This is a genomic window from Tissierella simiarum, from assembly GCF_018917865.1.
GTDB classification, from domain to species: Bacteria; Bacillota; Clostridia; order Tissierellales; family Tissierellaceae; genus Tissierella_C; species Tissierella_C simiarum.
In genome coordinates this window covers 351,117-374,899 of the sequence record NZ_JAHLPM010000001.1, presented here as the reverse complement: position 1 = coordinate 374,899, position 23,783 = coordinate 351,117, and the positions used below count along the sequence as shown (strand labels likewise).

The window sequence follows — 23,783 nt, the reverse complement described above, 5'->3', positions numbered from 1 at the left end:
ACTACATTTTTTTATGAAATGTATACTTTTGGATACATCAATTTACAGAAAAATGTCTGATGAAAAAGTCTATGTAATACTTCCAATAGGTCAATTAAGCTGTGGTAACATTAAGTTTAGAAGTGTAGATAATAATCTACACTTTGTATTTTGATCAATATGTTATAAAAATCACAATCTGTTATTTGTCTTTAGAATTCAGTGGATTACAGTAATTTTCATAAAAAAATTTTAATAATAATATTGGCATGCTATTTGCTATATAAATAGAGTAAAGGAAAACAATCTGTAATCCATGATAATAAAATAAATATATAAATACTGGGAGGTATAAAGATGAGAGAAGTTGTTATCGCAAGTGCAGTTAGAACTCCTATAGGTGCTTTTGGAGGAAAATTTAAAGATGTTTCAGCAGTACAATTAGGTACTATAGTTGCTAAAGAAGCTTTGAAAAGAGCTAATATTGAGCCAAATGTAGTAGATGAAGTTATATTTGGTAATGTACTTCAAGCTGGACTTGGACAAAACGTAGCAAGACAAGTTTCAATTCATGCAGGTATTCCAGTAGAAGTACCATCATTTACAGTAAATAAAGTTTGTGGATCAGGACTTAAGACAGTAGCATTAGCAGCACAAGCTATTTTAGCTGGAGAAGCTGATGTAGTTTTAGCTGGTGGAACAGAAAATATGTCTCAAGCTCCGTATTTACTAAAGAGTGCTAGATGGGGACAAAGAATGGGTAATGGATCTATTGTAGACTATATGGTACAAGATGGACTATGGGATGTATTTAATGATTACCATATGGGAATTACTGCAGAAAACATTGCAGAAAAATGGAATCTTTCAAGAGAAGAACAAGATAATCTAGCTTTAGTTAGCCAAAATAGAGCAGAAGAAGCTATTAAAAATGGCAAATTTAAAGATGAAATCGTTCCAGTGGAAATTCCTCAAAGAAAGGGAGATCCGATAGTTGTTGATACTGACGAATACCCAAGATTTGGTGCTACTATAGAATCTATGGCTAAACTTAGACCAGCATTTAAAAAAGATGGTACAGTAACTGCAGGAAATGCTTCAGGAATTAATGACGGAGCAGCTGCAATAGTAGTAATGTCTAAAGAAAAAGCTGAAGAATTAGGAGTTAAACCGTTAGCTACAATTGCTGCGTATGCTTCAGCAGGAGTAGAGCCATCAGTTATGGGAACAGGACCAATTCCAGCTACTAGAAAAGCTTTAGAGAAAGCTAACATGACTGTAGCAGATTTAGATTTAATAGAAGCTAATGAAGCTTTTGCAGCTCAAGCTTTATCTGTAATAAAAGAATTAGGTTTAGATACAGAAAAAACTAATGTTAATGGTGGAGCTATTGCATTAGGTCATCCAATAGGAGCAAGTGGAGCTAGAATTTTAGTTAGCTTATTACACGAAATGGATAAAAGAGATGCTAAGAATGGTTTAGCTACTTTATGCATTGGTGGAGGTCAAGGTATAGCTTTAGTTGTAAAAAGATAGTTAAATAAAATTAGGAAGGTATCTTTTGTCTAAGAAAATTAACAGAAGAACCTTCCTATTATCTGAAAAATCGACATAAAGCTTATATTTGAACTTTGACTATTTTATCACAAATTGATATAATGATCTTAGTAAAAACAATACAACGGAGGTGGGATTTATGAACAAAGTAATAACCATTGAAGAAGCTGTAAGTCATATTAAAGATGGTATGACTATTATGGTTGGCGGTTTCTTAGCGTGTGGTACTCCTCATAAACTTATTGATGCATTGGTTGAAAAAGGAGTTAAAGATTTAACATTGATTTGTAACGATTCAGGATTCCCTGAGCTTGGAGTAGGAAAATTAGTTGTTAATAAGCAAATTAAAAAATTAATAGCTTCCCACGTTGGGACAAACCCTGAAACAGGTAGACAAATGAATACAGGAGAAATGGAAGTAGATTTAGTACCTCAAGGAACTCTTGCTGAAAGAGTTAGAGCAGGAGGATCTGGTTTGGGTGGAATATTGACTCCAACAGGAGTTGGTACTGTTATAGAAGAAGGAAAACAAAAAATTGAGATAGACGGAAAAACTTATTTATTAGAACTTCCTATAAGAGCAGATGTAGCTTTAATATTCGGAAATACTGTAGATAAATACGGAAACATTTCTTACTATGGTTCTACTAGAAACTTTAATCCATTAATGGCAGCTGCAGCAGATTTAGTTATAGTTGAAGCTGATAAGATAGTAGAAGTTGGAGAAATAGACCAAAATCATGTTGTTACTCCAGGATTATTTGTAAATTATATTGTTGATGGAGGTGACAAATAATGGATAAAAATCAAATAAAAGAATTTATTGCTAAGAGAGTGGCTAAAGAATTAAAAGATGGGGATGTAGTTAATTTAGGTATTGGTTTACCAACGCTAGTAGCTAACTATGTACCAGAAGGAACTAATGTATTTTTCCAATCAGAAAACGGATTCGTAGGATTAGGACCAGCACCTAAGGAAGGACAAGAAGATCCATATATAGTTAATGCAGGAGGTCAACCTGCAAGCATTATTCCAGGAGGAATGTTCTTTGATAGTGCTACTTCTTTTGGAATTATCCGTGGAGGTCATGTAGACTTTACTGTTTTAGGAGCTCTACAAGTTGATGGAGAAGGAAATCTAGCTAACTGGATGATTCCAGGAAAAATGGTTCCAGGAATGGGTGGAGCTATGGATCTTGTGGTTGGAGCTAAAAAAGTAATTGTTGCTATGGAACATACTGTTAAAGGGAATCATAAGATACTTAAAAAATGTAACCTTCCATTAACAGCAGCTGGCGAAGTAGATATGATAATTACAGAAATGGGAGTTATAGAAGTTACTGATAAAGGCTTAGTTTTAAAAGAAATTAATCCAGAATTTACAATAGAAGACGTTAAAAATGCTACTGAAGCTGAGCTAATCATTGCTGAAGATTTAGTAAAAATGGAGATATAGTTGGAATATGAGTAGCACCTAACGCTGGTTAGGTGTTACTTAATCCTGTAGTTTATCTATTTATTAACATAAAATTATATTAACAATGGAAAAGGAGGTTTTATAAAATGTTTAAGAAATTTACCAATGCCTGTGTAACACTAGTGCAAAAGTATTTACCCGATGCATTTATATTTGCTATTTTTCTAACAATTATAACATTAGTTTTAGGCGTAACTTTTACAGGACAAAGTTTTATATCCATGTTAAATCACTGGGGTAATGGTATTTGGAGTTTGTTAGCCTTTTCGATGCAAATGGTTCTAGTATTGGTTACTGGTCATACTTTAGCTAGTTCACCTCCAATTAAGAAGGGACTAAGAAAGTTAGCTAGTTTCTCAAAAACTCCTACACAAGCAATCCTTGCAGTTTCTTTTGTATCAGCAATAGCTTGCTGGATTAACTGGGGATTTGGTCTAGTAATCGGTGCTTTATATGCTAGAGAATTAGCTAAACAAGTAGATGATGTGGACTACAGATTATTAATTGCCAGTGCTTACTCAGGATTCTTAGTGTGGCATGGAGGAATTTCTGCGTCCATTCCTTTAACTTTGGCTACTGCAAGCAATGATCTAGCTGGTATGACTGCTGGCATAGTAACAAAATCTATTCCAACTACACAAACAATGTTTTCACCTTTAAATTTAATTATATCTTTTGGACTAATATTTACATTACCTTTAGTTAATAAAGCTATGCATCCTGAAAAGAAATTTGCAGTAGTTGTTGATAAAAGGTTATTGGAAGAAGCAGCTACAGAAGATGATAGTTTCTTTATGAAAAATGATACTCCTGCTGATAGAATAGAAAACAGCAAGATGATTAACTATGTTACTTTTGCTTTAAGTTTCATTTATATTGTTTACTACTTTATTGAAAAAGGATTTGATTTAAACTTAAATATTGTTAATTTAATATTCTTAACTTTTGGGATGTTATTCCATCAAACACCAAGGAGGTTCATCCATGCTATTGGAGAGGCTACCAAAGGTGCATCTGGTATTATACTTCAATTCCCATTTTATGCTGGAATCATGGGTATGATGACTGGTGCAGGTGCTGATGGAGTAAGTTTGGCTTCAGTTATTTCCAATGGATTTGTTAATATTTCAACAGCTAGAACTTTCCCGCTATTTACTTTCTTAAGTGCAGGAATAGTTAACTTCTTTGTACCTTCAGGTGGAGGACAATGGGCAGTTCAAGCTCCTATTATGATGCCTGCAGGAGCAGCTTTAGGTGTACCAGCGGCTAAAACTGCTTTAGCTATAGCTTGGGGAGATGCATGGACTAACATGATTCAACCATTCTGGGCTTTGCCAGCTTTAGGTATTGCAGGATTAGGTGCTAGAGATATTATGGGTTTCTGTTTAATAGACCTAATCTATTCTGGAATTATAATTTGTTTATCTTTCTTATTATTATAAAAAAATAAAAGGCTCTTGATGCATCAAGAGCCTTTTGCAATACTTAAATTAAATTTCTTCAATTTCATATTAATAAAGAATATTCAAATTATATTTTAAATAAATATATTCCTTTAGTACTATTTAGTTAATTATCAATAAAATTAATGAATAAATTGTTTGCATAATGCTTTTAAATTGTGTATAGTAGTAATTATATTTGGAAAATAGACAAGCAAAAACAAATGTTAAAAAATAAACGATTTTTTGTCTGAGGTGTTTTTTATGAAGAAAAAAGACTATAAAGATGTACTAAAAAATTTAGGGTTGATTAGTCAGATTGGTATTTCTGTCATAACTCCCATATTGCTTGGAGTATTTATAGGACAATTTATTGATAAGAAAGTAGGAACTCAGGGTATATTTATTATAGTCTTTATTATCTTGGGTGCTGGTGCAGGTTTTTTAAATCTTTTTAAACTTGGCGGATGGCAGAAAAATAAGAGGAAGTGATTTTATTGAATAATGATTTAGTTTTTAAAGTAGTGAGAAGAACTGCTATATTCAGCCTTCTTGTTATTGGAGTAATTGCATTTGTTTTTAAAGAACCAAAACCTATTGTCTTAGGATATGTATTTGGAACATTGATAAGTATATTAGCTTTCAAATTGTTAGATAATACTATTAATAAATCTGTAAAGATGCCACCAGCTAAAGCCTCTAGCTATGCAACACTTCATTATTTTATTAGATATTTTATATACGCTATAGTCTTAGGTGTAGCAGCTTTGGCTAATTACTTGAATTTTCCTGCTGCAGTACTAGGTTTATTAATGGTTAAAATTGTTATATTGACTTCAACCATATTCGATAAAAATTTTGGAAAATAATAATTACTTTTATATCACATTTAGGAAATATGATATACTAAATATATTAAAATTTTTAGGAAAGGAGGGAGATATTTGGAATTATTAATACGAATTGCAGGTAAAGATATAATTGTCCCTGATACCATCGTTAATGTTTGGGTTGTAACAGTATTGCTTATAATATTTGCTTTAGTAGTCAATAAAAAGATAAAAAAAGCAAGTATCGATGAAGCACCTTCAAATTTCTTAAATGTGATAGAAGCATTGGTTGATGTTGTTGAAGGATTGGTAAAAGATACTATGGGACCTCAAAATATGAAGTTTGCACCCTATATTCTAACTATTATGTGTTTTTTAATAGTAGCTAATTTATTTGGATTGTTAGGATTTTCACCGCCTACATCTGATTACTCTGTTACATTTTCCCTAGCATTGATAACCTTTGTTCTGACACAGTATTGGAGCTTTAAAAATGCAGGTGGATTATTAGGGTATCTTAAAGGGTTTACTGAGCCTATGGCTTTTTTAACTCCATTAAATGTTATTGGTGAATTAGCAAACCCAATCTCATTATCCTTCCGTCTTTTTGGAAATATAATGAGTGGAGGTATTATTATGGCCTTATTATATAATGCGTTGGGCTATATTGCACCTCTTATAACACCACCGTTACATGCCTATTTTGACGTGTTCTCTGGTGTATTACAAACCTTTATATTTATAATGCTATCTATGATATTCATAGGTGGTGCAGCAGAATAAAACAATTTTTGAAAATTTGGGAGGAGGAAATAAAATGTTACAAGGAATTACAAGTGAAGCTTTCATATTAGGATGTTCAGCTATTGGTGCAGGTTTAGCTATGATTGCAGGTATTGGACCTGGAATCGGTCAAGGTCATGCTGCTGGTCATGCTGCAGAAGCAGTAGGAAGACAACCAGAAGCACAAGGGGATATTACTAGAACCATGCTTTTAGGTCAAGCCGTAGCAGAAACTACTGGTATTTATGGTTTAGTTATTGCTATAATTTTACTATTTGTTAGACCACTGCTTACAGCTTATTTAAATCTAGGACTATAATTTAGGAGGGAGATGGGTGCTTTTCCCATCTCAAAGTACCCCTTATGTGAAGGAGGTTAGTTTATGGATATTGAAGTTAGAGCTTTGCCCCAGTTATCTTCTATGCTAATTGCTTGGGCAGCTTTGTTATTACTTTATTTAATGCTTAGAAAATTTCTATATAAACCAGTTTCAAACTTTCTAAATGCTAGGAAAGAGAAGATTCAAGGAGATTTAGATGGAGCTAAAGCTTTAAATGAAGAAGCTGTACATTTAAAAGAAGATTATGAAGGCAGAATTAACCAAGCTAAGTTAGAAAGTCAGCAAATTATTGAAAATGCAAGAAAACGTGGTGAAGAAGTAAGAGAAGATATTATTGCTGAAGCAAAATTAGAGGCTGAAACCATTATAAATAAAGCTAGAAAAGAAATTGCTAGAGAAAAGGAAATCGCTCTTCAAGATGTAAAATCTCAAGCTGGAGAAATGGCTATCCTTATTGCCTCTAGGATAATGGAAGAACAAGTTAATATGGATACTCAGAAAAACTTAATCAATAAATTTATTGATGAGGTAGGTAAATCAAAATGGCAAAGCTAGTGAGCAAAAGATATGCTTCAGCCTTATTTGAAGCTGGTTTAGAATTAAATAAGATAAAAGAGTTTAATGAAGAATTAGACTTTATTAAAAGAATACTAGAAGAGGAACCTCAATTACTTCAGATATTAAATCATCCAAAGATAAACAAGGATGAGAAAAAGGATCTGATCAACAGTCTTTTTAAAGATAAGGCGTCTGGGGAAATGATTAACTTTATATACGTACTTATTGACAAAAGACGAGATAGCCATCTTCTAGAGATAGCTAATTATTATAAAGAATTGTTTAACGAACATGAAAATATTATGAAGGTTACTGCAATAACAGCAGTTCCTATGGATAAGAATGCTCAAGATAAACTTTCAGTTGTTTTATCTAATAAACTAAATAAGAATATTGAGCTTATCAATGTAGTAGATAATACTATTCTTGGAGGAGTTCTTTTAAAAGTTGAAAACAAACTAATAGATGGAACTCTTAAAGGTCAACTTGAATCTATTGGAAGAGTTATAAAAGGTGCATCATTATAGGGAAGTTGAGGTGATAAAATGGAGTTAAGACCAGAAGAAATCAGTTCTATTATTAAGGAACAGATTAAAAAATATGAAAAAAGATTAGATATGGTTGATATAGGTACTGTTATCCAAGTTGGAGATGGTATTGCAAGAATTCATGGGCTTGAAGGCTGTATGGCAGGAGAGCTTATTGAATTTCCTGGTGAGGTTTATGGTATGGCGTTAAACTTAGAAGAGGACAACGTTGGTTGTGTACTTTTAGGTTCCGATAGAGCTATTAAAGAAGGCGACACTGTTAAAAGAACAGGTAGAATTGTAGAAGTTCCTGTAGGAGATGTAATGATAGGTAGAGTAGTTAATGCTCTTGGTCAGCCAATTGATGGCAAGGGAACTATTACAGCAGATAAGTTTAGACCTATTGAAAGAATAGCTCCAGGGGTTATCACTAGAAAAAGTGTTAACCAACCTTTACAAACAGGAATTAAATCTATTGACTCTATGTTTCCTATTGGTAGAGGTCAAAGGGAGCTTATAATTGGAGATAGACAAACAGGTAAGACTGCTTTAGCTATAGATGCAATAATAAATCAAAAAGGTCAAGATGTTGTTTGTATCTATGTAGCTATTGGTCAAAAAAGATCTACTGTAGCTCAAATAGTTGATGTTCTTGAAAAACAAGGTGCTATGGATTATACCATAATAGTTTCTGCTACTGCAAGTGAGCTAGCACCATTACAATATATAGCTCCTTATGCTGGCGTTACTATGGGTGAAGAATTTATGGATAATGGAAAAGATGTCTTAATTATATATGATGATTTATCCAAACACGCTATTGCGTATAGAGCAATGTCTTTACTTTTAAGAAGACCACCAGGAAGGGAAGCTTTCCCAGGAGATGTATTTTATCTTCACTCAAGACTTCTTGAAAGAGCAGCAAAATTAGATGAAAAATATGGTGGAGGATCTATTACCGCACTGCCAATTATTGAAACATTAGCTGGAGATATTTCGGCATATATTCCAACCAATGTTATATCCATTACTGATGGGCAAATCTTCTTAGAAACAGACTTGTTCTTTGCAGGTCAAAGACCAGCTATTAACACAGGACTTTCTGTATCTAGGGTTGGGGGAGCTGCCCAAATTAAGGGAATGAAAAAGGTTGCTTCAAGACTAAAACTTGAACTTGCTCAATATAGAGAACTGGCTGCTTTTGCTCAATTTGGCTCTGAGCTAGATAAAGAAACTAGAGATAGATTACACCAAGGGGAAAGAATTATGCAAATCTTAAAACAGCCTCAATACAACCCTATGAGTGTAGAACATCAAATTATTATTCTTTATATTGCTCTTAATAAATATCTTTCTGATATACCTGTGGAAAGAGTAAGTCAATTTGAAAAAGAATTTTTAAACTTTGTGGATAATAACTATCCTGAAATAGTTGATAATATTAAAGAGACTAAAGACTTAACTGATGAAAATACAGAAAAAATAAAAATAGCTATTACTGAATTTAAGAAGAACTTTTAAATTCCCTTAGAAGCGGGGGTGTATATTTTTGGCTGAATCAACACGAGATATTAAAAGGCGAATAAGAGGAATAAGTAATACAAAACAGATTACGAAAGCTATGGAGTTAGTGTCTTCGGCAAAACTAAGAAAAGCTAGGGAAAAGCTAGAAAAAGCTAGACCTTATTATAATACTGTGCTTCAAAACATTCAATCAATCTTAGGAACTGCAGGGAATCTAAATCATCCTTTACTAGAGGTTAGAGAGGTGAAGAAATCCTTATATATTATAGTAGCTGCTGATAGAGGATTAGCAGGAGGATATAACTCGAATATTATTCGTTTAGCAGAAAGTGAAATAAGAGAAAAGAAAGAAGAAGTATCCTTAATTGTTGTAGGAATGAAGGGCAGAGATTATTTTAGAAGAAAAGGCTACAATGTAGTAGGTGAGTTTGTAGGTATTACAGAACAACCTGATTTTTCTGATGCTAGAAAAATTGGCAGATTGGCTCTAAAACTTTATAAAAATAAGGAAATAGATGAAATTAAAATTGTATATACTCAATTTATAACTACTATTTCTCAAGATCCTAAAATTCTTAGACTACTTCCTAGTGAAGAAGTTAAAGAAGGTGAGAAGACAAAAGGATCTATTACAGATTTTGAGCCTTCTCCAGAGGAAGTTCTTGATTATTTGATTCCAAAATATATTGAAAGCAGTATTTATGGAGCTTTAATAGAAGCTTCCTGTAGTGAGCAGGGAGCTAGAAGAACTGCCATGGAATCTGCTACAGATAATGCTGAGGAAATGATTGAAGAACTACAGATTAGTTATAATAGGGCTCGACAAGCAGCTATTACCATGGAAATATCAGAAATTGTTACAGGTGCTGAAGCTCTTAAGTAACAGAGAAAGGAGTGGGGATATGGAAAAGAACATAGGTAAAATTGTTCAAATTATCGGCCCCGTAGTTGACATTCGATTTAGTGAAGATAATCTACCAGAGCTATTAAATGCTATTGAAATAGATAAAAGTGGAGAAAAAATAATTGTAGAAGTAGCTCAGCATGTGGGTGATGACACTGTTAGATGTGTTTCTATGGATTCAACAGATGGATTGGTTAGAGGAATGGAAGCGATAGATACAGGAAAATCTATTGCTATTCCTGTAGGCAGGGAAACTTTAGGAAGATTGTTTAATGTATTGGGAGAACCTATAGATGGTAAGGGAGAAGTGAAAACTTCTAAATTGTCTCCAATTCATAGACCAGCCCCATCTTTTGAAGAACAAGAAACTTCTAGAGAAATATTTGAAACGGGGATAAAGGTTGTAGACCTTATAGCACCTTATTCTAAAGGTGGTAAGATTGGTTTATTTGGTGGTGCAGGTGTAGGAAAAACAGTTCTTATACAAGAACTTATAAACAATATAGCCACTCAACATGGTGGTTTGTCTGTATTTACAGGTGTAGGAGAAAGAACTAGAGAAGGTAATGACTTATATCATGAAATGATTGAATCTGGAGTTATTGACAAAACAGCTTTAGTATTTGGTCAGATGAATGAGCCACCAGGAGCTAGAATGAGAGTAGGATTAACAGGTCTTACTATGGCTGAATATTTTAGAGATGAAGAAGGCCAAGATGTTTTATTATTTATAGACAATATATTTAGATTTACTCAAGCAGGTTCAGAAGTATCTGCCTTACTTGGAAGAATGCCTAGTGCCGTAGGTTATCAACCAACTTTGGCTACAGAAATGGGGCAGCTTCAAGAGAGAATTACTTCTACTAAGAAGGGTTCAATTACTTCTGTTCAAGCTGTATATGTTCCTGCTGATGACTTAACAGACCCAGCACCAGCTACTACTTTTGCTCACTTAGATGCTACTACTGTATTGTCTCGTCAAATCGCAGAACTAGGTATTTATCCTGCAGTAGATCCATTAGATTCAACTTCTAGAATCTTAGACCCAGAAGTTGTTGGTAAGGAGCATTATGAAGTAGCTAGAGGAGTTCAAGAGGTGCTTCAAAGATATAAGGATTTACAGGATATTATAGCTATTCTTGGTATAGATGAGCTTTCTGATGATGATAAATTGACTGTTGCTCGTGCAAGGAAAATTCAAAGATTCTTGTCACAACCATTTACTGTAGCAGAACAGTTTACTGGTATGGAAGGAAAATATGTACCAATAAAAGAAACTGTAAGAGGATTTAAAGAAATTCTTGAAGGAAAACATGATGATATTCCAGAAACTGCCTTCTTTATGGTAGGAACCATTGATGAAGCTATAGAAAATGCTAAGAAAATGGAGGGTTAATCATGTCTGTATTCCATCTAGAAATTGTAACCCCAGATAGGTCCTTCTTTTCTGAAGAAGTGGAAATGGTTATAGTTAGAGGTATTGAAGGGGATCTAGCTATTTTGAAGGATAGAGCACCTTTGATTACTCCGTTAAAAATAGGAAAAATAAGGATATTTCAAGATGGTAAAGAAAAGGTGGCTGCTGTAGTTGATGGTTATATAAGTGTAGAAAATCATAAGACTACAATTATTACAGAAGCTGCTGAATGGCCAGAAGAAATAGATATCGAAAGAGCAGAAGCTGCTAAGAAACGAGCAGAAGTTTTATTAAAAGAAAGACCTGATGGGATTGATGTGGCAAGAGCACAATTAGCTTTACAAAGAGCTTTAAATAGAATAGAAGTTGGAAAATTAAAAAGAATTGATTAATTAAATAAATTAACAAGGTATAAAAAGTACCCTTTCTTGGCAATACTTTTATCATAGGAAAGGGTACTTTTTATGTTAAAAATGTTTTGTCCCCCTTTACATTTTTATAGAAAGACCTTTTCCTTAAAATGTATAAGGAGGGGAAGTTATGAAAAAGTTTTTATTGTGGGCTATTATTTTTTCCTTATTAATACCAGTTTTTTCTTTAGCAGATAAAAAAGATGGTGAACAAGATTTATTAATGGGTATCTTAAAAGAAGCAGGTGGAGAATTTTTAGAAGGGGATATTAATATTGGTGGAGTTATAATTAATGAATTCATAGATGGATATACAATGGAATCAATGGGAGAAAAACTAAAAAGTGAAATCGGAATAGTTGGGAAAAAGCTAGAGGAGAATAGGGGAGATTATCCTCTAGAAGGTAATTATTATTCAAAAGAATTTATAGAAGAAGAAGGATTTAATCAATTAACTATTTGCGGATATGACACTAATATGAATCCTACAACTATTATACTATCTTCTTATTTAGATAAAGAAACTACTAAAGGAGAAACTAGTCTTTTTATAAATTTAATTAAAAAAGAGCAAATTTTAGATTTAAATGGTATAATAGAGGAGATGGAAAGTATTTTTACAGACTTTAATAAGCCTGCAGAAATTACCACTTGCATAATAGGAACTTTTGATGGAGAATTAGAAGGGAATGTTAGAGAGGAGAAGGCCATTAAAGCTATTAAAAAAGCTAAAGGGAAGATTAAAGAGAAATACGTTGATCCATCTATTGTAAGCTTTACAGCCTATACGCCCTATATAGATAAATTTATCTATTCTGGGAATAAAAAGGTTAACTTAAATGTGGCAATAAGGTATAATGAATACGAAGATAAAACTTATTTTTGGATAGGAACACCTATAATAACCATTGGCTATTAGATTAGGAGGGATTTGTTTGGAAAGAATAATGGTGGAGAAGAGCCCCCCATTAAAAGGAACAGTAAGAGTAAGTGGTGCTAAGAATTCTGCACTTCCTATATTAGCTGCATCTTTATTGGGAACAGAGGATATTATATTAGAAGATGTACCAAAGTTAAAAGATGTAGATATAATTTGTGAAGTATTATCTTCTTTAGGTTCTAAAGTTGAATATTTAGATAAAGGAATTATAAAAATTAATTCTCGTGATATTAATAAATTTGAAACACCTTATGAGTTGATGAGTAAAATGAGAGCATCTTTTTTAGTCATGGGACCTTTATTGACCCGATTGGGTAAAACTAAAAATTCACTACCGGGAGGTTGTGCTATAGGAACTAGACCAATCGACTTGCATCTAAAGGGATTTAAAGCCTTAGGTGCTAAAATAGATGTGGATCATGGAAATATAGGAGCTTATGCTGAAGAATTAATAGGAGATAAAATTTATTTAGACTTCCCAAGCGTTGGAGCTACAGAAAATATAATGATGGCTGCTGTTATGGCTAAAGGTGAGACTATTATCGATAATGCAGCTATGGAACCAGAAATTGTTGATCTTGCTAACTTTTTAAATAAACTAGGTGCGGATGTTAAAGGTGCTGGTACCAATACTATTAGAATTAAAGGAGTAGATTACCTTGGTGGAGCTACTCATTCTGTAATTCCTGATAGAATTGAAGCAGGAACCTTCATGGTAGCTAGTGCTATTACTGGAGGAGATATTACTGTAGAAAATGTTATTACTAGTCATATAAAACCGGTAATTGCTAAATTAAAAGAGGCAGGATGTCAAATATATGAAAATGGAGATAAAGTTAGGGTTATTGGTGGACCGAACCTTAAATGTGTAGATATTAAAACCTTACCTTATCCTGGATTTCCTACAGATATGCAAGCTCAATTTATGGCTTTAATGAGTATTTGTAAAGGAACAAGTGTTATTATTGAAACCGTTTTTGAAAACAGATTTATGCATGTAGATGAACTTAAGAGAATGGGTGCAGATATAAAGATTGATGGAAGAAGTGCAATTATACAAGGTGTTAATAATTTAATGTCGGCGCCAGTTAAAGCTTCTGATTTAAGAGCAGGTGCAGCTTTGGTATTAGCTGGATTAGTAGCTGATGGAGTTACAGAGATTGGAAATATTCATCATATTGATAGGGGATATGACGGTATTGAAGAAAAATTTGCTAAATTAGGAGCAAAGATATATAGAGTTTAATATTTAACATAAGATAATACCCTCTTGCATAGAATTTATATATAAACTAAAGGCAAAGAGGGGGAAAAAATGAAGAGATTTGGAATGTACTTATGTGTAGTCTTGATAATAACTATATTTATACCCACAGTTATTGTTAAGACTTTTAATTTTGTACCTGTAAATACTTCCATAGAAGGTAAAAAATTTAGAAAAGAAAAAGAGACTGTTTTAGAAGAAAAGACCCCTATAAAGCTAGAAGATTTGAATGGGAAGATAAAGGTTTTTAATTCTAGAACTGGAGAAGTAGAAGAATTGTTGTTAGATGACTATGTAAAAGGAGTAGTAGCAGCAGAGATGCCAGGAGAGTTTCATATAGAAGCTTTAAAGGCTCAAGCTATAGCTAGTAGAACTTATGCCCTTAGCAGAAGTTTAAAGTTTAAGGATGGTCATCCAGACCATAAGGGGGCACCTCTTTGTACTGGAGTTCACTGTCAAGCCTATTTAAGTTTAGACGAATTAAGAGAAATTCATTCTGATGGCTGGGTAGAAAAGTATTGGGGTAAGATAGAAAAGGCTGTAGACTCAACTAAAAATCAGGGAATTTTTTATAACGGAGAAATTATTGAACCTTTGTATCACTCTACTAGTGGAGGAATGACAGAAGATGTAAAAGATGTTTTTGCAGTAGAACTTCCATATTTAAGAAGTGTTGCTAGTCCTTATGAAGAAGGAGCACCAAAGTTCAAAAATGTGGTTACTTTAACAGTAGATGAATTTATAAAAAAGATTCTCACTAAATATTCTGGTGCCAATATTACTAAAGAGAATTTTTCTGAAAAAATTAAATTAGTCGAGAAAACAGAAAGTGGCAGAATTAAAAAAATAGCCATTGATAATAATGTTGTAAATGGCAGAGAGTTAAGAGACTTATTTGAATTAAACTCTACTAACTTTACGATATCTTACAATGTAAAACTGGGTATTGTAGAAATTGAGACCTTTGGATATGGACATGGAGTAGGAATGAGTCAATGGGGCGCTAATGGTATGGCTAAAAATGGGAAGAATTATGAGGAAATTTTAAAACATTATTATACAGGAGTAGAATTAAGAGAAATCGAGTAGAGAAATCTACTCTTTTTTTATACAAATTTTATGCAAAAAATCTCCATATTTTAGTAAAAATAAGTGTATGAATTTCTACAATGTGGAAATAATACTTAATGGAGGTGGGACAATGAAAAATAAATTTTCTAAACTAATAGAGAAAAATGGATTTTTATTATTTTTATTTATCTGTGTCTGTATAGTGGCGGTGGGAACGATCTTTGTTTCAACCCGAAGTCTAAAAGGAATAGATGAAAATGTAGGAGAAAAAGACCTTACTATTTTAGAAAATGAACCTTACAGAGAAAGTGTAAATTATAAAAAAGATTCTAATGAAAATACTATAGAAGACATGGAGTTAAAGTCCAGAGAAGAAGTAGAAACAAAGGATAAAGTGGAAGAAGAAACAAAGGAAGTAAAAGAAATAGAAGAAACTAAGGATGTAGAAGAAGTTAAAGAAGCAGAAAAGGTTAAAGAAGTAGAAAAGGCAGAAAAAGAAGAGGAAGAAGCAGTAGAGGTAGCTTTAAGGGAAGAAGAAAAGCCAGATAAAAAAGACAAAAATGAAGAAGAGAAGGAAGAAGAATTAGAATTTGTAGAAGATAAAACAATAACCTTAGTTCTTCCGGTAGAAGGTGATGTAAAAACGGAGTTTACTAAAGATACTTTAATTTATTCTGAAACTTTAGAAGAATGGACTAGCCACTTAGGAATAGACATTGCGGCTAAAGAAGGAACCATGGTAAAAGCAGCTATGGATGGAACAGTAAAAAAAGTATACGAAGATAAACTTTGGGGAAAAGTCATCATAATAGACCACGGAAATGGTCTAGAAACTAAATATGCTAACTTATCTACTGTAGAAATGGTGAAAGAAGGGTTAAAGGTAAAAAAAGGCGACCCTATAAGTGGAGTAGGAAAGTCAGCTCCAATAGAAATGATGATGGAACCTCATGTTCATTTTGAAGTCATTAAAGATGGAAAAATGGTAGATCCAAGTTCTATTAGCAAGTAAAAAAGCATAAGTATTTACAAAGATTAAATACCCAAATAGTTCAAAGGGGGTTAATTAAGTGAAGGATTACATAGAAGAAAGGGCTTTAGAGATTGCAAAGTATATAATAAGTGAAAAAGCTACTGTACGACAGGCGGCTAGTATTTTTGGTGTTAGCAAAAGTACTGTTCATAAAGACGTGACAGAACGTCTTCCGAGGATAAACCCTCTTGTAGCAGCCATGGTTAAACAGGTATTAGAAACAAACAAAGCTGAGAGGCATATTAGAGGCGGAAAAGCAACAAAATTAAAATACAAAGTAGTTAACGAATAAAAAGGGTCCTAAATTTTGGGACCCTTTGGTCTTTTTGAAATATGTAAAATAATCCAAAAAAATAGAGGAATTTTAGGTTTTATATAGAAATAAAAGATGATAAGGATTATTAAAGGGGGAAGTTTGCATGGCGGCTTTTAGAACCGATGTAGGTATAGATTTAGGTACTGCAAGTATATTAGTTTACGTAAAAGGAAAAGGAATAGTTTTAAAGGAACCTTCAGTTGTGGCAATAGATCAGAATACAAATAAGTTTTTAGCAGTAGGGGAAGAAGCTAGAAAAATGCTTGGCAGAACTCCAGGCAATATTATTGCTATTAGACCTTTAAGAGATGGAGTAATATCCAATTATGACGTTACAGAAAGAATGCTAAAATATTTTATACAAAAATCTATAGGTAAGTTTATACTAAGACCTAGAGTCATTATATGCGTGCCTAGTGGAGTAACAGAAGTGGAGAAAAGAGCGGTTATTGAAGCCAGCAATCAAGCAGGAGCTAGAAAAACTTACCTCATTGAAGAGCCTATTGCAGCGGCAATTGGTGCTGGTGTAGATATTACAGAACCTAATGGAAATATGATAGTAGATATAGGGGGAGGAACTACTGATGTAGCTGTTATATCTTTAGGAGGTATAGTGGTTAGCCGTTCTATAAAAACTGCAGGTGATGAATGTGATGAAGCGATTACTAAATATATAAGAAAAAAATATAATATGATGATAGGAGAAAGAAGTGCAGAAGATTTAAAGGTTAATATAGGCAGTGCTTACAAGAGAGAAAAAGAAGTTTTTAAAGAGGTAAGAGGAAGAAATTTATTAACAGGGCTTCCTATGAATGTGAAAGTTTCTTCCACAGATATGTTGGAAGCTTTGGAAGAGCCTATCCAACAAATTGGTGAAACCGTCCATGCAGTTTTAGAAAGAACACCACCAGAGCTAGCAGCTGATATCGGAAATAAAGGTATTTTGATGACTGGAGGAGGAGCTCTTTTATATGGTATGGACAAGCTTATAACTGAGAAAACAGGTATACCAGTTCACATAGCTAACGATCCAATATCTTGTGTAGCCATTGGTACGGGTAAATCTCTAGATTGGGTTGAGGTTCTTGAAAGTAGTCTAGTTGAAGATAGTTCTATAAGAAGATATAGAGGTTAAAGTTTTAGGAAAATTAGTCGATAATAATTTAGATATTGATTTTAAGGAAGGGATAAAATATGAACAGAGGTCTCTATATTGGAGCTACTTCTTTGGTTTCAAATCAAAGAAAGTTAGAAGTTTTATCAAATAATTTAGCTAATGTAAATACTGCTGGATTTAAAAAGGATATATCTCTAGTAGAATCCTTCCCAGAAAAACTATTAGCTAAGATGAGTAGGATTCCAGAAGGTGGAAACCTAGGTGAAGAAAGCAATATAACCTATGAACGACAAGGAGAAGTACATACAGCTCGTACAGAAAAAGGATATTTTGTTGTAAATACTCCTATGGGAAAATCTTATGTTAAAGATATCCGGTTTATTGTTGATGAAAATGGATATCTAAGAACTTATTATAAGAATGTAAATGATGAATATAAAACTGATTATGAAAACTATATTACTGATGCCAGCGGTAATCCTATACAAGGAGATCAAGGGGATATGGAAAATTTTCTTCAAGGAATAGTGTACAATCCTCCTGCCTATGTAGTAGGTACCATGAGTGGAGGAATAAAGTTTCAAAAAAATGTTACGGATTTTACCCAAGGGAATATGATGGAAACAGGAGGAGCTTTAGATTTAGGACTAAAGGGTCAAGGCTTCTTTAAAGTAGTAGGGGAAAATGGACAAACTCAGTATACTAGGGATGGTTCTTTTACCATAAGTGATGGATATCTAACAACTTTAGAGGGAAATAGAGTATTAGGTATGAATGGAGAAATATATTTAACTGGTAAAGATATAGATATTACCAATAAAGGACAAGTTATTGCTGACGGTAACTTAGTAGATACAATAAACTTGGTTGATATAAACAATAAAGAGTTTTTAAGAAAGATTGGTAATAATTTATATACAATGGCTGAAGAAGTCAATGCAGAAGAAATACCTTTTGAAGGTGAAGTACTTCAAGGCTATTTAGAAACCTCTAATGTAAATGCTATTACAGGAATGGTAGAAATGATTACCCTTCTAAGGGATTTTGAAGCTAGTCAAAAGGTAATAAGGATTCAGGATGAAATGTTAGAGAAAGCAGCTAATGAAATAGGAAGAGTTTAGGAGGTTTAAGATATGAGGTCACTATGGACTGCAGCAACAGGAATGAAAGCACAACAGTTTAATATAGACACAATTGCAAACAACTTATCCAATGTTAATACTACATCTTATAAAACACAAAGGGCAGAGTTTAAAGATCTATTTTATGCTAATATTAAGAGAAGTAACGTATTGGATGATCAAGGAAGACCAGTTAATTTAGAGGTAGGTCATGGTGTCATGCCTACAGCAACTAAAAGAGATTTTAAAACTGGAAGTTTTATTGAAACTCAAAGCCCTTTTGATGTAGCTATAGATGGAGAAGGTTTTTTTGGTATCTTAATGCCTAATGAGGACGTTATGTATACTAGGGATGGTAGTTTTAAACTTAGTATTGATGGTGATGAGGGAACTTTAGTTACTTCTGAAGGTTATATTGTACTTAGTGAAGATGAAGATGAAATAGTTTTTGAAAGTGGAATAAAAGACATAGTTATTGATGAATTTGGATATATATATGGTAAGGATGAAGATGAAGAAACAGTAGAAATAGGTAGACTAAAACTTGTAAGATTTATAAATCCAGAAGGGTTACAAAGTGAAGGACTTAACCTATACAGTGTAACTACAGGTTCTGGAGAAGAAATACCTATGGAAGCAGAAGAAATGAAAAGCAAGCTTGTTCAAGGATATTTGGAAAGTTCAAATGTTCAAGTAGTAGAAGAAATGGTTAAAATGATTACTGCACAGAGAGCTTATGAAATCAATTCAAAGACTATACAAACTTCTGATGAAATGCTGCAAATGGCTAACAACTTGAAGAGATAACGAGGTGGGCTAATTGGAAATACTACCAAATAACAACATCATAGGAAATGGGCAAGATCCTACAATTATTCAAAAAAAGATGGAGAATCTTATCAAAGAAAATGTAGAGGACAGCAAACTTAAAGAAGTATGTAAGGAATTTGAGTCCATATTTTTATATATGATGTTTAAAGAAATGAAAAATACTATACCTGAAAATGGAATAATAGAAAAGAGTCAAGGAACTAAAGTATTTGAAGAAATGTATTTAGAAGAACTATCAAAAGAAATAACTAAAGGTGACAATGGTATAGGCATAGCTGAAATGATGTACCAGCAGTTTAAAAAAGGTTATGTAAGTTGGTAGGAGGGTTTTTATGGAAAGAAAGACCGTAGCTTTTTTACTGATGTTCTCTCTAATTTTTGGTCTGGCAGCAGCATCTTATTGCGAAAATAAGAACTTGTCTAGAAAAGAGGTAGAAAAAGTTATAGAGGACGTTGCTACTAAAAGAGGTATACCTAGTATTATTTTAAAATCCGTTGCTAAGATAGAAAGTTCCTTTGTTCAATTTAATGGCGATGGAAAACCAAAGGTAAGTAGAAGTGGACATATTGGAATAATGCAGGTTAGTAGAAACAGTGGCTACGATGTAGATAGGCTTAAAAAAGATCCAGTTTATAATATTGAAGTTGGAGCAGATTTGTTGTTGGCTAAGTGGAAGCTGGCTAATAATAAAATGCCTAAAATTGGGAATATGGATCCAAATATCTTGGAGCATTGGTATTTTGCACTTTGGGCATATAATGGTATTTTAGAAAGAAACAATCCCAACGTAAATAAAAGTACTTATCAGGATAAAATCTATAATATAGCATTAAAAGAATACGGTCAGAAGATAACTCCTATAAGTAGAGGAACTCTACCTTCTAGGGGTATACCAAAAAATACTTTAAAACTTGAAACTCCTGAAAAATTCCATGAAGGAGATATTATTAAATATACTATAGGTGATAAGGTTAAATTAGATGGGAAGAACTTCTTGATATTTTATGATAAACCTCATGGTAAAGATATAGGAAAAGTTAAAGAAGAAATAATGACTATAGTTGAAGGGCCAGTACTAAGTAATGGATTTTACTTTTATAAGGTAAAAGTAGATAAAGATGAATCTAAATTAGGCTGGGTCTATGGTAACTGGATTATAAAGGTAGATGAAAAATAGAAAATGAGTTAGGGAAACTCCCTAACTCATTTTTAGTTTACTTTTACTTTTGGATTTTCAAATAAGGAGTTGATTTGATAGCTTATATCATTTCCATTTACAACAAATTCTATTACTGAAAGGTTATATATATCATCTGGAGCGTTTAGACCTTTTGTATTAAGTTGGATATATCTTACACCATCTTTTAAATCAGAAGAAGTACTGTTGCCACCATGAACGACAAAAATATTTTTTCCACGTTCTTTGGCTTCGACTAAATTCTTATGAAGTAGTTCTGCTTCTAGGGTATCGGTAAAACCGTTGGAACCAAAGATTGGTGTTGGTAAGAATAAAACTATATTATTGTCTTGCTCATTTAATAAATCATTTGTAAGCCACTGCCATTGTTGTGGGTTAGTAGCTCTAATTCCACCTTTAGCACTGCTAAGATTTATAAATAATACGCCTTTATGTTTATTTTTTGTATAAGCTTTATTTGTATCTATTACAGCATTGTTTTTTAGTCCTTTTTTAAATTCATCGCTTACTCCATTTAAGAATACTCCAATTTTATGATTATTTATTCTAGACTTAATCTTACTGCTAGCATCATATCCTACAAGCTTGTCTATACCTTTTGGTTCTACAGACACTATGAAAGAGAATCCATCTGAAGTTACTTCTGTTTTAACATTTTTATCATCCGTTAAATTACTTGGTGTTGGTAATGCCATGTTACCATAGGTAGATGGATAAAGAGCTGATAAACTATCAAGTAATATTTCACCAGAGTGTTTTTTCAAGTCATCTATTTCAGTTACGTATATTCGTTCTAAAGTTACAGGATAGCTTACATTAGATGGAATATTAGCCGTTAGATACTGCCATCCAGTCCAATCTATAGTCTTTGCAAAATCAATAGTATGAGAAGTTCCTTTGCTATCCTTTAAAGTTCCCCTTAACCAGCTACCGCTATTATCACCGTTTACCCAAAGGGAAAGTTTTTTAGGTGCTCCAGTAAAGGTTAAACCTGCATTTCCTTTAGGTGTAAGGTTTAAATAAGCTGCTCTAGTGTTATCACCTTTAGAAAAATCATATCGTAGTGCAACACTACTATTGCCATCCTTTGCTTCTTTGCTTAAACTGATACCACCTGTTACTGATTCAGGATAAGAAGCAAATTTAAAGTTTTCTAAAGACTCAAATCCTTCTACTAGTATTCCCTTATTACCTACGGAAACTAAAATATTTTCTATACCATCTCCTATTTTAGCAGTAATGGCTCCACCACCAGCTTTTTCACCACTATAGAAAATATTCTTTTCTATATATCCAATATTTCCTGTTATAGTAAAAGTTATATCCTCTGGATATATCTTTGCTTGGAAGCCATTTTTGTCTTTGCCATAAAAGTCGCCTAAAGTTTTTTGACTATTTATATCTAGATTAAAGCTAGATGTATTGGTAGTTATATCTCTTACAGGTTCTAAAACTTTTACACTTGTATCACTAGTTATACCATTATAATTAGCAATTATTTTAGCTGTTCCTTCAGAACTAGCTTTAAAGCTGTTTCCAGTAATAGTACCTTCAACACCTTCATGACTATAAACTACACTATTTTGATCAATTTCTACTGGATTATGGTATTTATCATAACCTTTTACTGAGAATTTTCTAGTAGTATTTACAAACATTTTAGTATCGTCAGTTAAAACTTTTATATAGGATAATTCTCCTTTAGGTGCATTTGAAATTACTCCTACTCCGTTTACTACGCTTCTTTCTCCACCATCGGAAGGTTTATTCACTACTTTTGCTTTTTCTTCATTGGCAGGTTTTACTGCCATAGTAGTTGAACCACCACCATCAAGGTTTAAAGCGTTATAGGCTCCTAATTCTTTTAATAGGGCACCAAACATCTCTTGACTTACACCTTTAAAGGAAGAATCTCTACCATCTATTGTAACTAACAATAGTTGATCTCCCTCTTTATTTATTCCTATGCCTGTCCTTGGTTCGTTGCCTTTAATGTTAATATTGGTTAGAGATAATTCTCCATCCTTTAATATTATACTGCCACCACCTATTGCAAACTTAATATTTTCAATATTAGGCGTTGTAGTAATATCTAGTTTTACAGGGTCTCCAACAGAGAATCCTAATAAACCTTCTTGCTTTTCACCTCTTACAGCTAATATGTAGCCATTTTGTGGAATGTTTACAGCCTCTTTGCCAACTCTAACATCGGTTACTATGTCATTTTCTACTACTACTTCTACTAAATCTTTGTGGAATCTAGTTCCTATTGATTTTGTTCCCCAGTGTTTGTTGAGTAAAGTAACTGTATCAAAATTTTGGGTTACTTTGTTGATTGTGTTTATTAGTACTTGTTTTCCTGTGTTTTCATTAATTGCAGCCATTCTTCTATCTAGGTAAGTAATATTGCCCTTATTTAAAGTATCTATGAAGAAGGTTGGAAGCGCATAAGCCATTTCTATAGGGGAGGATATAACTTCACCATCATTAATAAGAGTTCCCATTGCTGATGGCAAAGGCTTATAGTTAAAAAAGTCCCCATTTACAGCTGCTACTGCATTATGCTTGTCTACTAAATTACTAACCTTGTCCCTATTTGGTATACCATTAGGATTAAAAAGACCTTTTATTTCAGTGTATTCATCATTTAAGTCTATTCTTAGTACATTTATATTCCACCAGCCAGAAGAAGTAAATCTCATTATATTTTCATGGACAACTCCTGAAGAAATATGCTGAGATTCTTCAGTCTCATATATGGTATAAGGCATATTTACAGTTATCTTTTTGGCTAAAGCTGGAGTGGCAGAAGATAAAAGAGTAGAAACTACTAACAGATGAACAAAGACTTTCTTAATAGTTTTTTTCATTGCTTTCTTTCACCTCTCTTGATTTTAAAACCATAGATTCATCTCATCCTTATTCTTTAAGGCAGTAAAAATGCCATGTTTTGAATTTGGTGTTTCTTTATATATGGTTTTTTATAGATTGTGAATTGATTCCATACGTATTAGGTAAGAATTTTCACAACAGTAATATCGAGCTTTTTGTTATTTCTTCTTATTTTTATAAAAAGATTATCATTACATAAAGGTCTTTGTTGGTTAAATAATTTTTAGTTACAAGGTATTTGATCCAACTTCA

The 23,783-nt window shown here is 32.9% G+C and carries 26 protein-coding genes; 25 read left to right on the top strand and 1 reads right to left on the bottom strand.

Annotation, left to right across the window (positions count from 1 at the left end; translation table 11 throughout):
* Window positions 1-13 precede the first annotated feature (13 nt).
* The 25 genes from KQI42_RS01880 (at window position 14) to KQI42_RS01760 (ending at window position 20,618) form a co-directional block, all read left to right on the top strand.
* The gene (locus KQI42_RS01880) at window positions 14-154 is read left to right on the top strand and encodes a hypothetical protein (protein WP_216516161.1); all 141 of its coding nucleotides are present in this window, start codon (window positions 14-16) and stop codon (window positions 152-154) included.
* Window positions 155-336: 182 nt separating this feature from the next.
* Window positions 337-1,515, top strand: coding sequence for an acetyl-CoA C-acetyltransferase (locus tag KQI42_RS01875; RefSeq protein ID WP_216516160.1), 1,179 nt, complete (start codon window positions 337-339; stop codon window positions 1,513-1,515).
* A gap of 160 nt (window positions 1,516-1,675) precedes the next feature.
* On the top strand, window positions 1,676-2,332 hold the full coding sequence (gene atoD, locus KQI42_RS01870) for an acetate CoA-transferase subunit alpha (RefSeq protein WP_216516159.1): 657 nt from the start codon (window positions 1,676-1,678) through the stop codon (window positions 2,330-2,332).
* On the top strand, window positions 2,332-2,991 hold the full coding sequence (locus tag KQI42_RS01865) for a 3-oxoacid CoA-transferase subunit B (protein ID WP_216516158.1): 660 nt from the start codon (window positions 2,332-2,334) through the stop codon (window positions 2,989-2,991). The genes atoD and KQI42_RS01865 overlap by 1 nt, the downstream gene beginning before the upstream one ends.
* Window positions 2,992-3,098: 107 nt before the next feature.
* A complete protein-coding gene (locus tag KQI42_RS01860; protein ID WP_216516157.1) occupies window positions 3,099-4,454 on the top strand; it encodes a short-chain fatty acid transporter in 1,356 nt (451 codons plus the stop codon).
* 264 nt (window positions 4,455-4,718) lie between these two features.
* A complete protein-coding gene (locus KQI42_RS01855) occupies window positions 4,719-4,946 on the top strand; it encodes an AtpZ/AtpI family protein (protein ID WP_216516155.1) in 228 nt (75 codons plus the stop codon).
* A 5-nt stretch (window positions 4,947-4,951) separates the two neighbouring features.
* Window positions 4,952-5,323 (top strand): ATP synthase subunit I, encoded by a 372-nt coding sequence (locus KQI42_RS01850; RefSeq protein ID WP_216516153.1) that lies wholly within the window; start codon window positions 4,952-4,954, stop codon window positions 5,321-5,323.
* A gap of 75 nt (window positions 5,324-5,398) precedes the next feature.
* Complete coding sequence (gene atpB / locus KQI42_RS01845; RefSeq protein ID WP_216516151.1) at window positions 5,399-6,067, top strand: F0F1 ATP synthase subunit A; 669 nt, start codon at window positions 5,399-5,401, stop codon at window positions 6,065-6,067.
* A gap of 34 nt (window positions 6,068-6,101) precedes the next feature.
* Window positions 6,102-6,386 carry an ATP synthase F0 subunit C gene (atpE, locus tag KQI42_RS01840; RefSeq protein ID WP_216516149.1) on the top strand — a complete coding sequence of 95 codons (285 nt, stop codon included), beginning with the start codon at window positions 6,102-6,104 and terminating at the stop codon, window positions 6,384-6,386.
* 63 nt (window positions 6,387-6,449) lie between these two features.
* Complete coding sequence (gene atpF, locus KQI42_RS01835) at window positions 6,450-6,962, top strand: F0F1 ATP synthase subunit B (RefSeq protein ID WP_216516146.1); 513 nt, start codon at window positions 6,450-6,452, stop codon at window positions 6,960-6,962.
* Entirely contained in the window at window positions 6,950-7,492 is a 543-nt protein-coding gene (locus tag KQI42_RS01830) for a F0F1 ATP synthase subunit delta (protein WP_216516144.1), read from the top strand. Before atpF ends, KQI42_RS01830 begins: the two co-directional genes overlap by 13 nt.
* A gap of 18 nt (window positions 7,493-7,510) precedes the next feature.
* Window positions 7,511-9,013, top strand: a complete 1,503-nt coding sequence (atpA, locus tag KQI42_RS01825) for a F0F1 ATP synthase subunit alpha (protein WP_216516142.1) — start codon at window positions 7,511-7,513, stop codon at window positions 9,011-9,013.
* Between the two features lie 28 nt (window positions 9,014-9,041).
* Entirely contained in the window at window positions 9,042-9,899 is an 858-nt protein-coding gene (gene atpG, locus KQI42_RS01820) for an ATP synthase F1 subunit gamma (protein WP_216516140.1), read from the top strand.
* Between the two features lie 19 nt (window positions 9,900-9,918).
* Window positions 9,919-11,316, top strand: a complete 1,398-nt coding sequence (gene atpD / locus KQI42_RS01815) for a F0F1 ATP synthase subunit beta (protein ID WP_216516138.1) — start codon at window positions 9,919-9,921, stop codon at window positions 11,314-11,316.
* 2 nt (window positions 11,317-11,318) lie between these two features.
* Complete coding sequence (locus KQI42_RS01810; RefSeq protein WP_216516136.1) at window positions 11,319-11,729, top strand: F0F1 ATP synthase subunit epsilon; 411 nt, start codon at window positions 11,319-11,321, stop codon at window positions 11,727-11,729.
* Window positions 11,730-11,877: 148 nt separating this feature from the next.
* A complete protein-coding gene (locus KQI42_RS01805; protein WP_216516134.1) occupies window positions 11,878-12,666 on the top strand; it encodes a YwmB family TATA-box binding protein in 789 nt (262 codons plus the stop codon).
* A 16-nt stretch (window positions 12,667-12,682) separates the two neighbouring features.
* Window positions 12,683-13,933: a UDP-N-acetylglucosamine 1-carboxyvinyltransferase gene (gene murA, locus KQI42_RS01800; protein WP_216516133.1), complete on the top strand. Its 1,251-nt coding sequence runs from the start codon at window positions 12,683-12,685 to the stop codon at window positions 13,931-13,933.
* 69 nt (window positions 13,934-14,002) lie between these two features.
* The gene (gene spoIID / locus KQI42_RS01795; RefSeq protein ID WP_216516132.1) at window positions 14,003-15,040 is read left to right on the top strand and encodes a stage II sporulation protein D; all 1,038 of its coding nucleotides are present in this window, start codon (window positions 14,003-14,005) and stop codon (window positions 15,038-15,040) included.
* A gap of 112 nt (window positions 15,041-15,152) precedes the next feature.
* Window positions 15,153-16,034 (top strand): M23 family metallopeptidase, encoded by an 882-nt coding sequence (locus tag KQI42_RS01790; RefSeq protein ID WP_216516131.1) that lies wholly within the window; start codon window positions 15,153-15,155, stop codon window positions 16,032-16,034.
* Between the two features lie 58 nt (window positions 16,035-16,092).
* Window positions 16,093-16,347 carry a sporulation transcriptional regulator SpoIIID gene (spoIIID, locus tag KQI42_RS01785; RefSeq protein ID WP_216516130.1) on the top strand — a complete coding sequence of 85 codons (255 nt, stop codon included), beginning with the start codon at window positions 16,093-16,095 and terminating at the stop codon, window positions 16,345-16,347.
* A gap of 127 nt (window positions 16,348-16,474) precedes the next feature.
* Window positions 16,475-17,506, top strand: a complete 1,032-nt coding sequence (gene mreB / locus KQI42_RS01780) for a rod shape-determining protein (protein WP_216516128.1) — start codon at window positions 16,475-16,477, stop codon at window positions 17,504-17,506.
* Between the two features lie 59 nt (window positions 17,507-17,565).
* The gene (locus KQI42_RS01775) at window positions 17,566-18,609 is read left to right on the top strand and encodes a flagellar hook-basal body protein (protein ID WP_216516391.1); all 1,044 of its coding nucleotides are present in this window, start codon (window positions 17,566-17,568) and stop codon (window positions 18,607-18,609) included.
* Window positions 18,610-18,621: 12 nt separating this feature from the next.
* Window positions 18,622-19,416 (top strand): flagellar basal-body rod protein FlgG, encoded by a 795-nt coding sequence (gene flgG / locus KQI42_RS01770; protein WP_216516127.1) that lies wholly within the window; start codon window positions 18,622-18,624, stop codon window positions 19,414-19,416.
* A 13-nt stretch (window positions 19,417-19,429) separates the two neighbouring features.
* On the top strand, window positions 19,430-19,762 hold the full coding sequence (locus KQI42_RS01765; protein ID WP_216516126.1) for a rod-binding protein: 333 nt from the start codon (window positions 19,430-19,432) through the stop codon (window positions 19,760-19,762).
* 10 nt (window positions 19,763-19,772) lie between these two features.
* Window positions 19,773-20,618 (top strand): transglycosylase SLT domain-containing protein, encoded by an 846-nt coding sequence (locus tag KQI42_RS01760; protein WP_216516125.1) that lies wholly within the window; start codon window positions 19,773-19,775, stop codon window positions 20,616-20,618.
* Window positions 20,619-20,650: 32 nt separating this feature from the next.
* Here KQI42_RS01760 and KQI42_RS01755 read toward each other — a convergent pair whose 3' ends face one another.
* Window positions 20,651-23,509, bottom strand: coding sequence for a phosphodiester glycosidase family protein (locus tag KQI42_RS01755; RefSeq protein ID WP_216516124.1), 2,859 nt, complete (start codon window positions 23,507-23,509; stop codon window positions 20,651-20,653).
* Between the last annotated feature and the right edge of the window lie 274 nt (window positions 23,510-23,783).

What these genes read in the sequence shown, in the direction of transcription:
- KQI42_RS01860 (WP_216516157.1), top strand. Translation starts at nt 3,099, where the DNA reads ATGTTTAAGAAATTTACCAATGCCTGTGTAACACTAGTGCAAAAGTAT.
- atpE (WP_216516149.1), top strand. Translation starts at nt 6,102, where the DNA reads ATGTTACAAGGAATTACAAGTGAAGCTTTCATATTAGGATGTTCAGCT.
- KQI42_RS01805 (WP_216516134.1), top strand. Translation starts at nt 11,878, where the DNA reads ATGAAAAAGTTTTTATTGTGGGCTATTATTTTTTCCTTATTAATACCA.
- atoD (WP_216516159.1), top strand. Translation starts at nt 1,676, where the DNA reads ATGAACAAAGTAATAACCATTGAAGAAGCTGTAAGTCATATTAAAGAT.
- atpA (WP_216516142.1), top strand. Translation starts at nt 7,511, where the DNA reads ATGGAGTTAAGACCAGAAGAAATCAGTTCTATTATTAAGGAACAGATT.
- KQI42_RS01790 (WP_216516131.1), top strand. Translation starts at nt 15,153, where the DNA reads ATGAAAAATAAATTTTCTAAACTAATAGAGAAAAATGGATTTTTATTA.
- KQI42_RS01760 (WP_216516125.1), top strand. Translation starts at nt 19,773, where the DNA reads ATGGAAAGAAAGACCGTAGCTTTTTTACTGATGTTCTCTCTAATTTTT.
- mreB (WP_216516128.1), top strand. Translation starts at nt 16,475, where the DNA reads ATGGCGGCTTTTAGAACCGATGTAGGTATAGATTTAGGTACTGCAAGT.
- KQI42_RS01880 (WP_216516161.1), top strand. Translation starts at nt 14, where the DNA reads ATGAAATGTATACTTTTGGATACATCAATTTACAGAAAAATGTCTGAT.
- flgG (WP_216516127.1), top strand. Translation starts at nt 18,622, where the DNA reads ATGAGGTCACTATGGACTGCAGCAACAGGAATGAAAGCACAACAGTTT.
- KQI42_RS01830 (WP_216516144.1), top strand. Translation starts at nt 6,950, where the DNA reads ATGGCAAAGCTAGTGAGCAAAAGATATGCTTCAGCCTTATTTGAAGCT.
- atpD (WP_216516138.1), top strand. Translation starts at nt 9,919, where the DNA reads ATGGAAAAGAACATAGGTAAAATTGTTCAAATTATCGGCCCCGTAGTT.
- KQI42_RS01755 (WP_216516124.1), bottom strand. Translation starts at nt 23,509, where the DNA reads ATGAAAAAAACTATTAAGAAAGTCTTTGTTCATCTGTTAGTAGTTTCT.
- KQI42_RS01865 (WP_216516158.1), top strand. Translation starts at nt 2,332, where the DNA reads ATGGATAAAAATCAAATAAAAGAATTTATTGCTAAGAGAGTGGCTAAA.
- KQI42_RS01810 (WP_216516136.1), top strand. Translation starts at nt 11,319, where the DNA reads ATGTCTGTATTCCATCTAGAAATTGTAACCCCAGATAGGTCCTTCTTT.
- KQI42_RS01875 (WP_216516160.1), top strand. Translation starts at nt 337, where the DNA reads ATGAGAGAAGTTGTTATCGCAAGTGCAGTTAGAACTCCTATAGGTGCT.
- spoIID (WP_216516132.1), top strand. Translation starts at nt 14,003, where the DNA reads ATGAAGAGATTTGGAATGTACTTATGTGTAGTCTTGATAATAACTATA.
- atpF (WP_216516146.1), top strand. Translation starts at nt 6,450, where the DNA reads ATGGATATTGAAGTTAGAGCTTTGCCCCAGTTATCTTCTATGCTAATT.
- KQI42_RS01855 (WP_216516155.1), top strand. Translation starts at nt 4,719, where the DNA reads ATGAAGAAAAAAGACTATAAAGATGTACTAAAAAATTTAGGGTTGATT.
- KQI42_RS01775 (WP_216516391.1), top strand. Translation starts at nt 17,566, where the DNA reads ATGAACAGAGGTCTCTATATTGGAGCTACTTCTTTGGTTTCAAATCAA.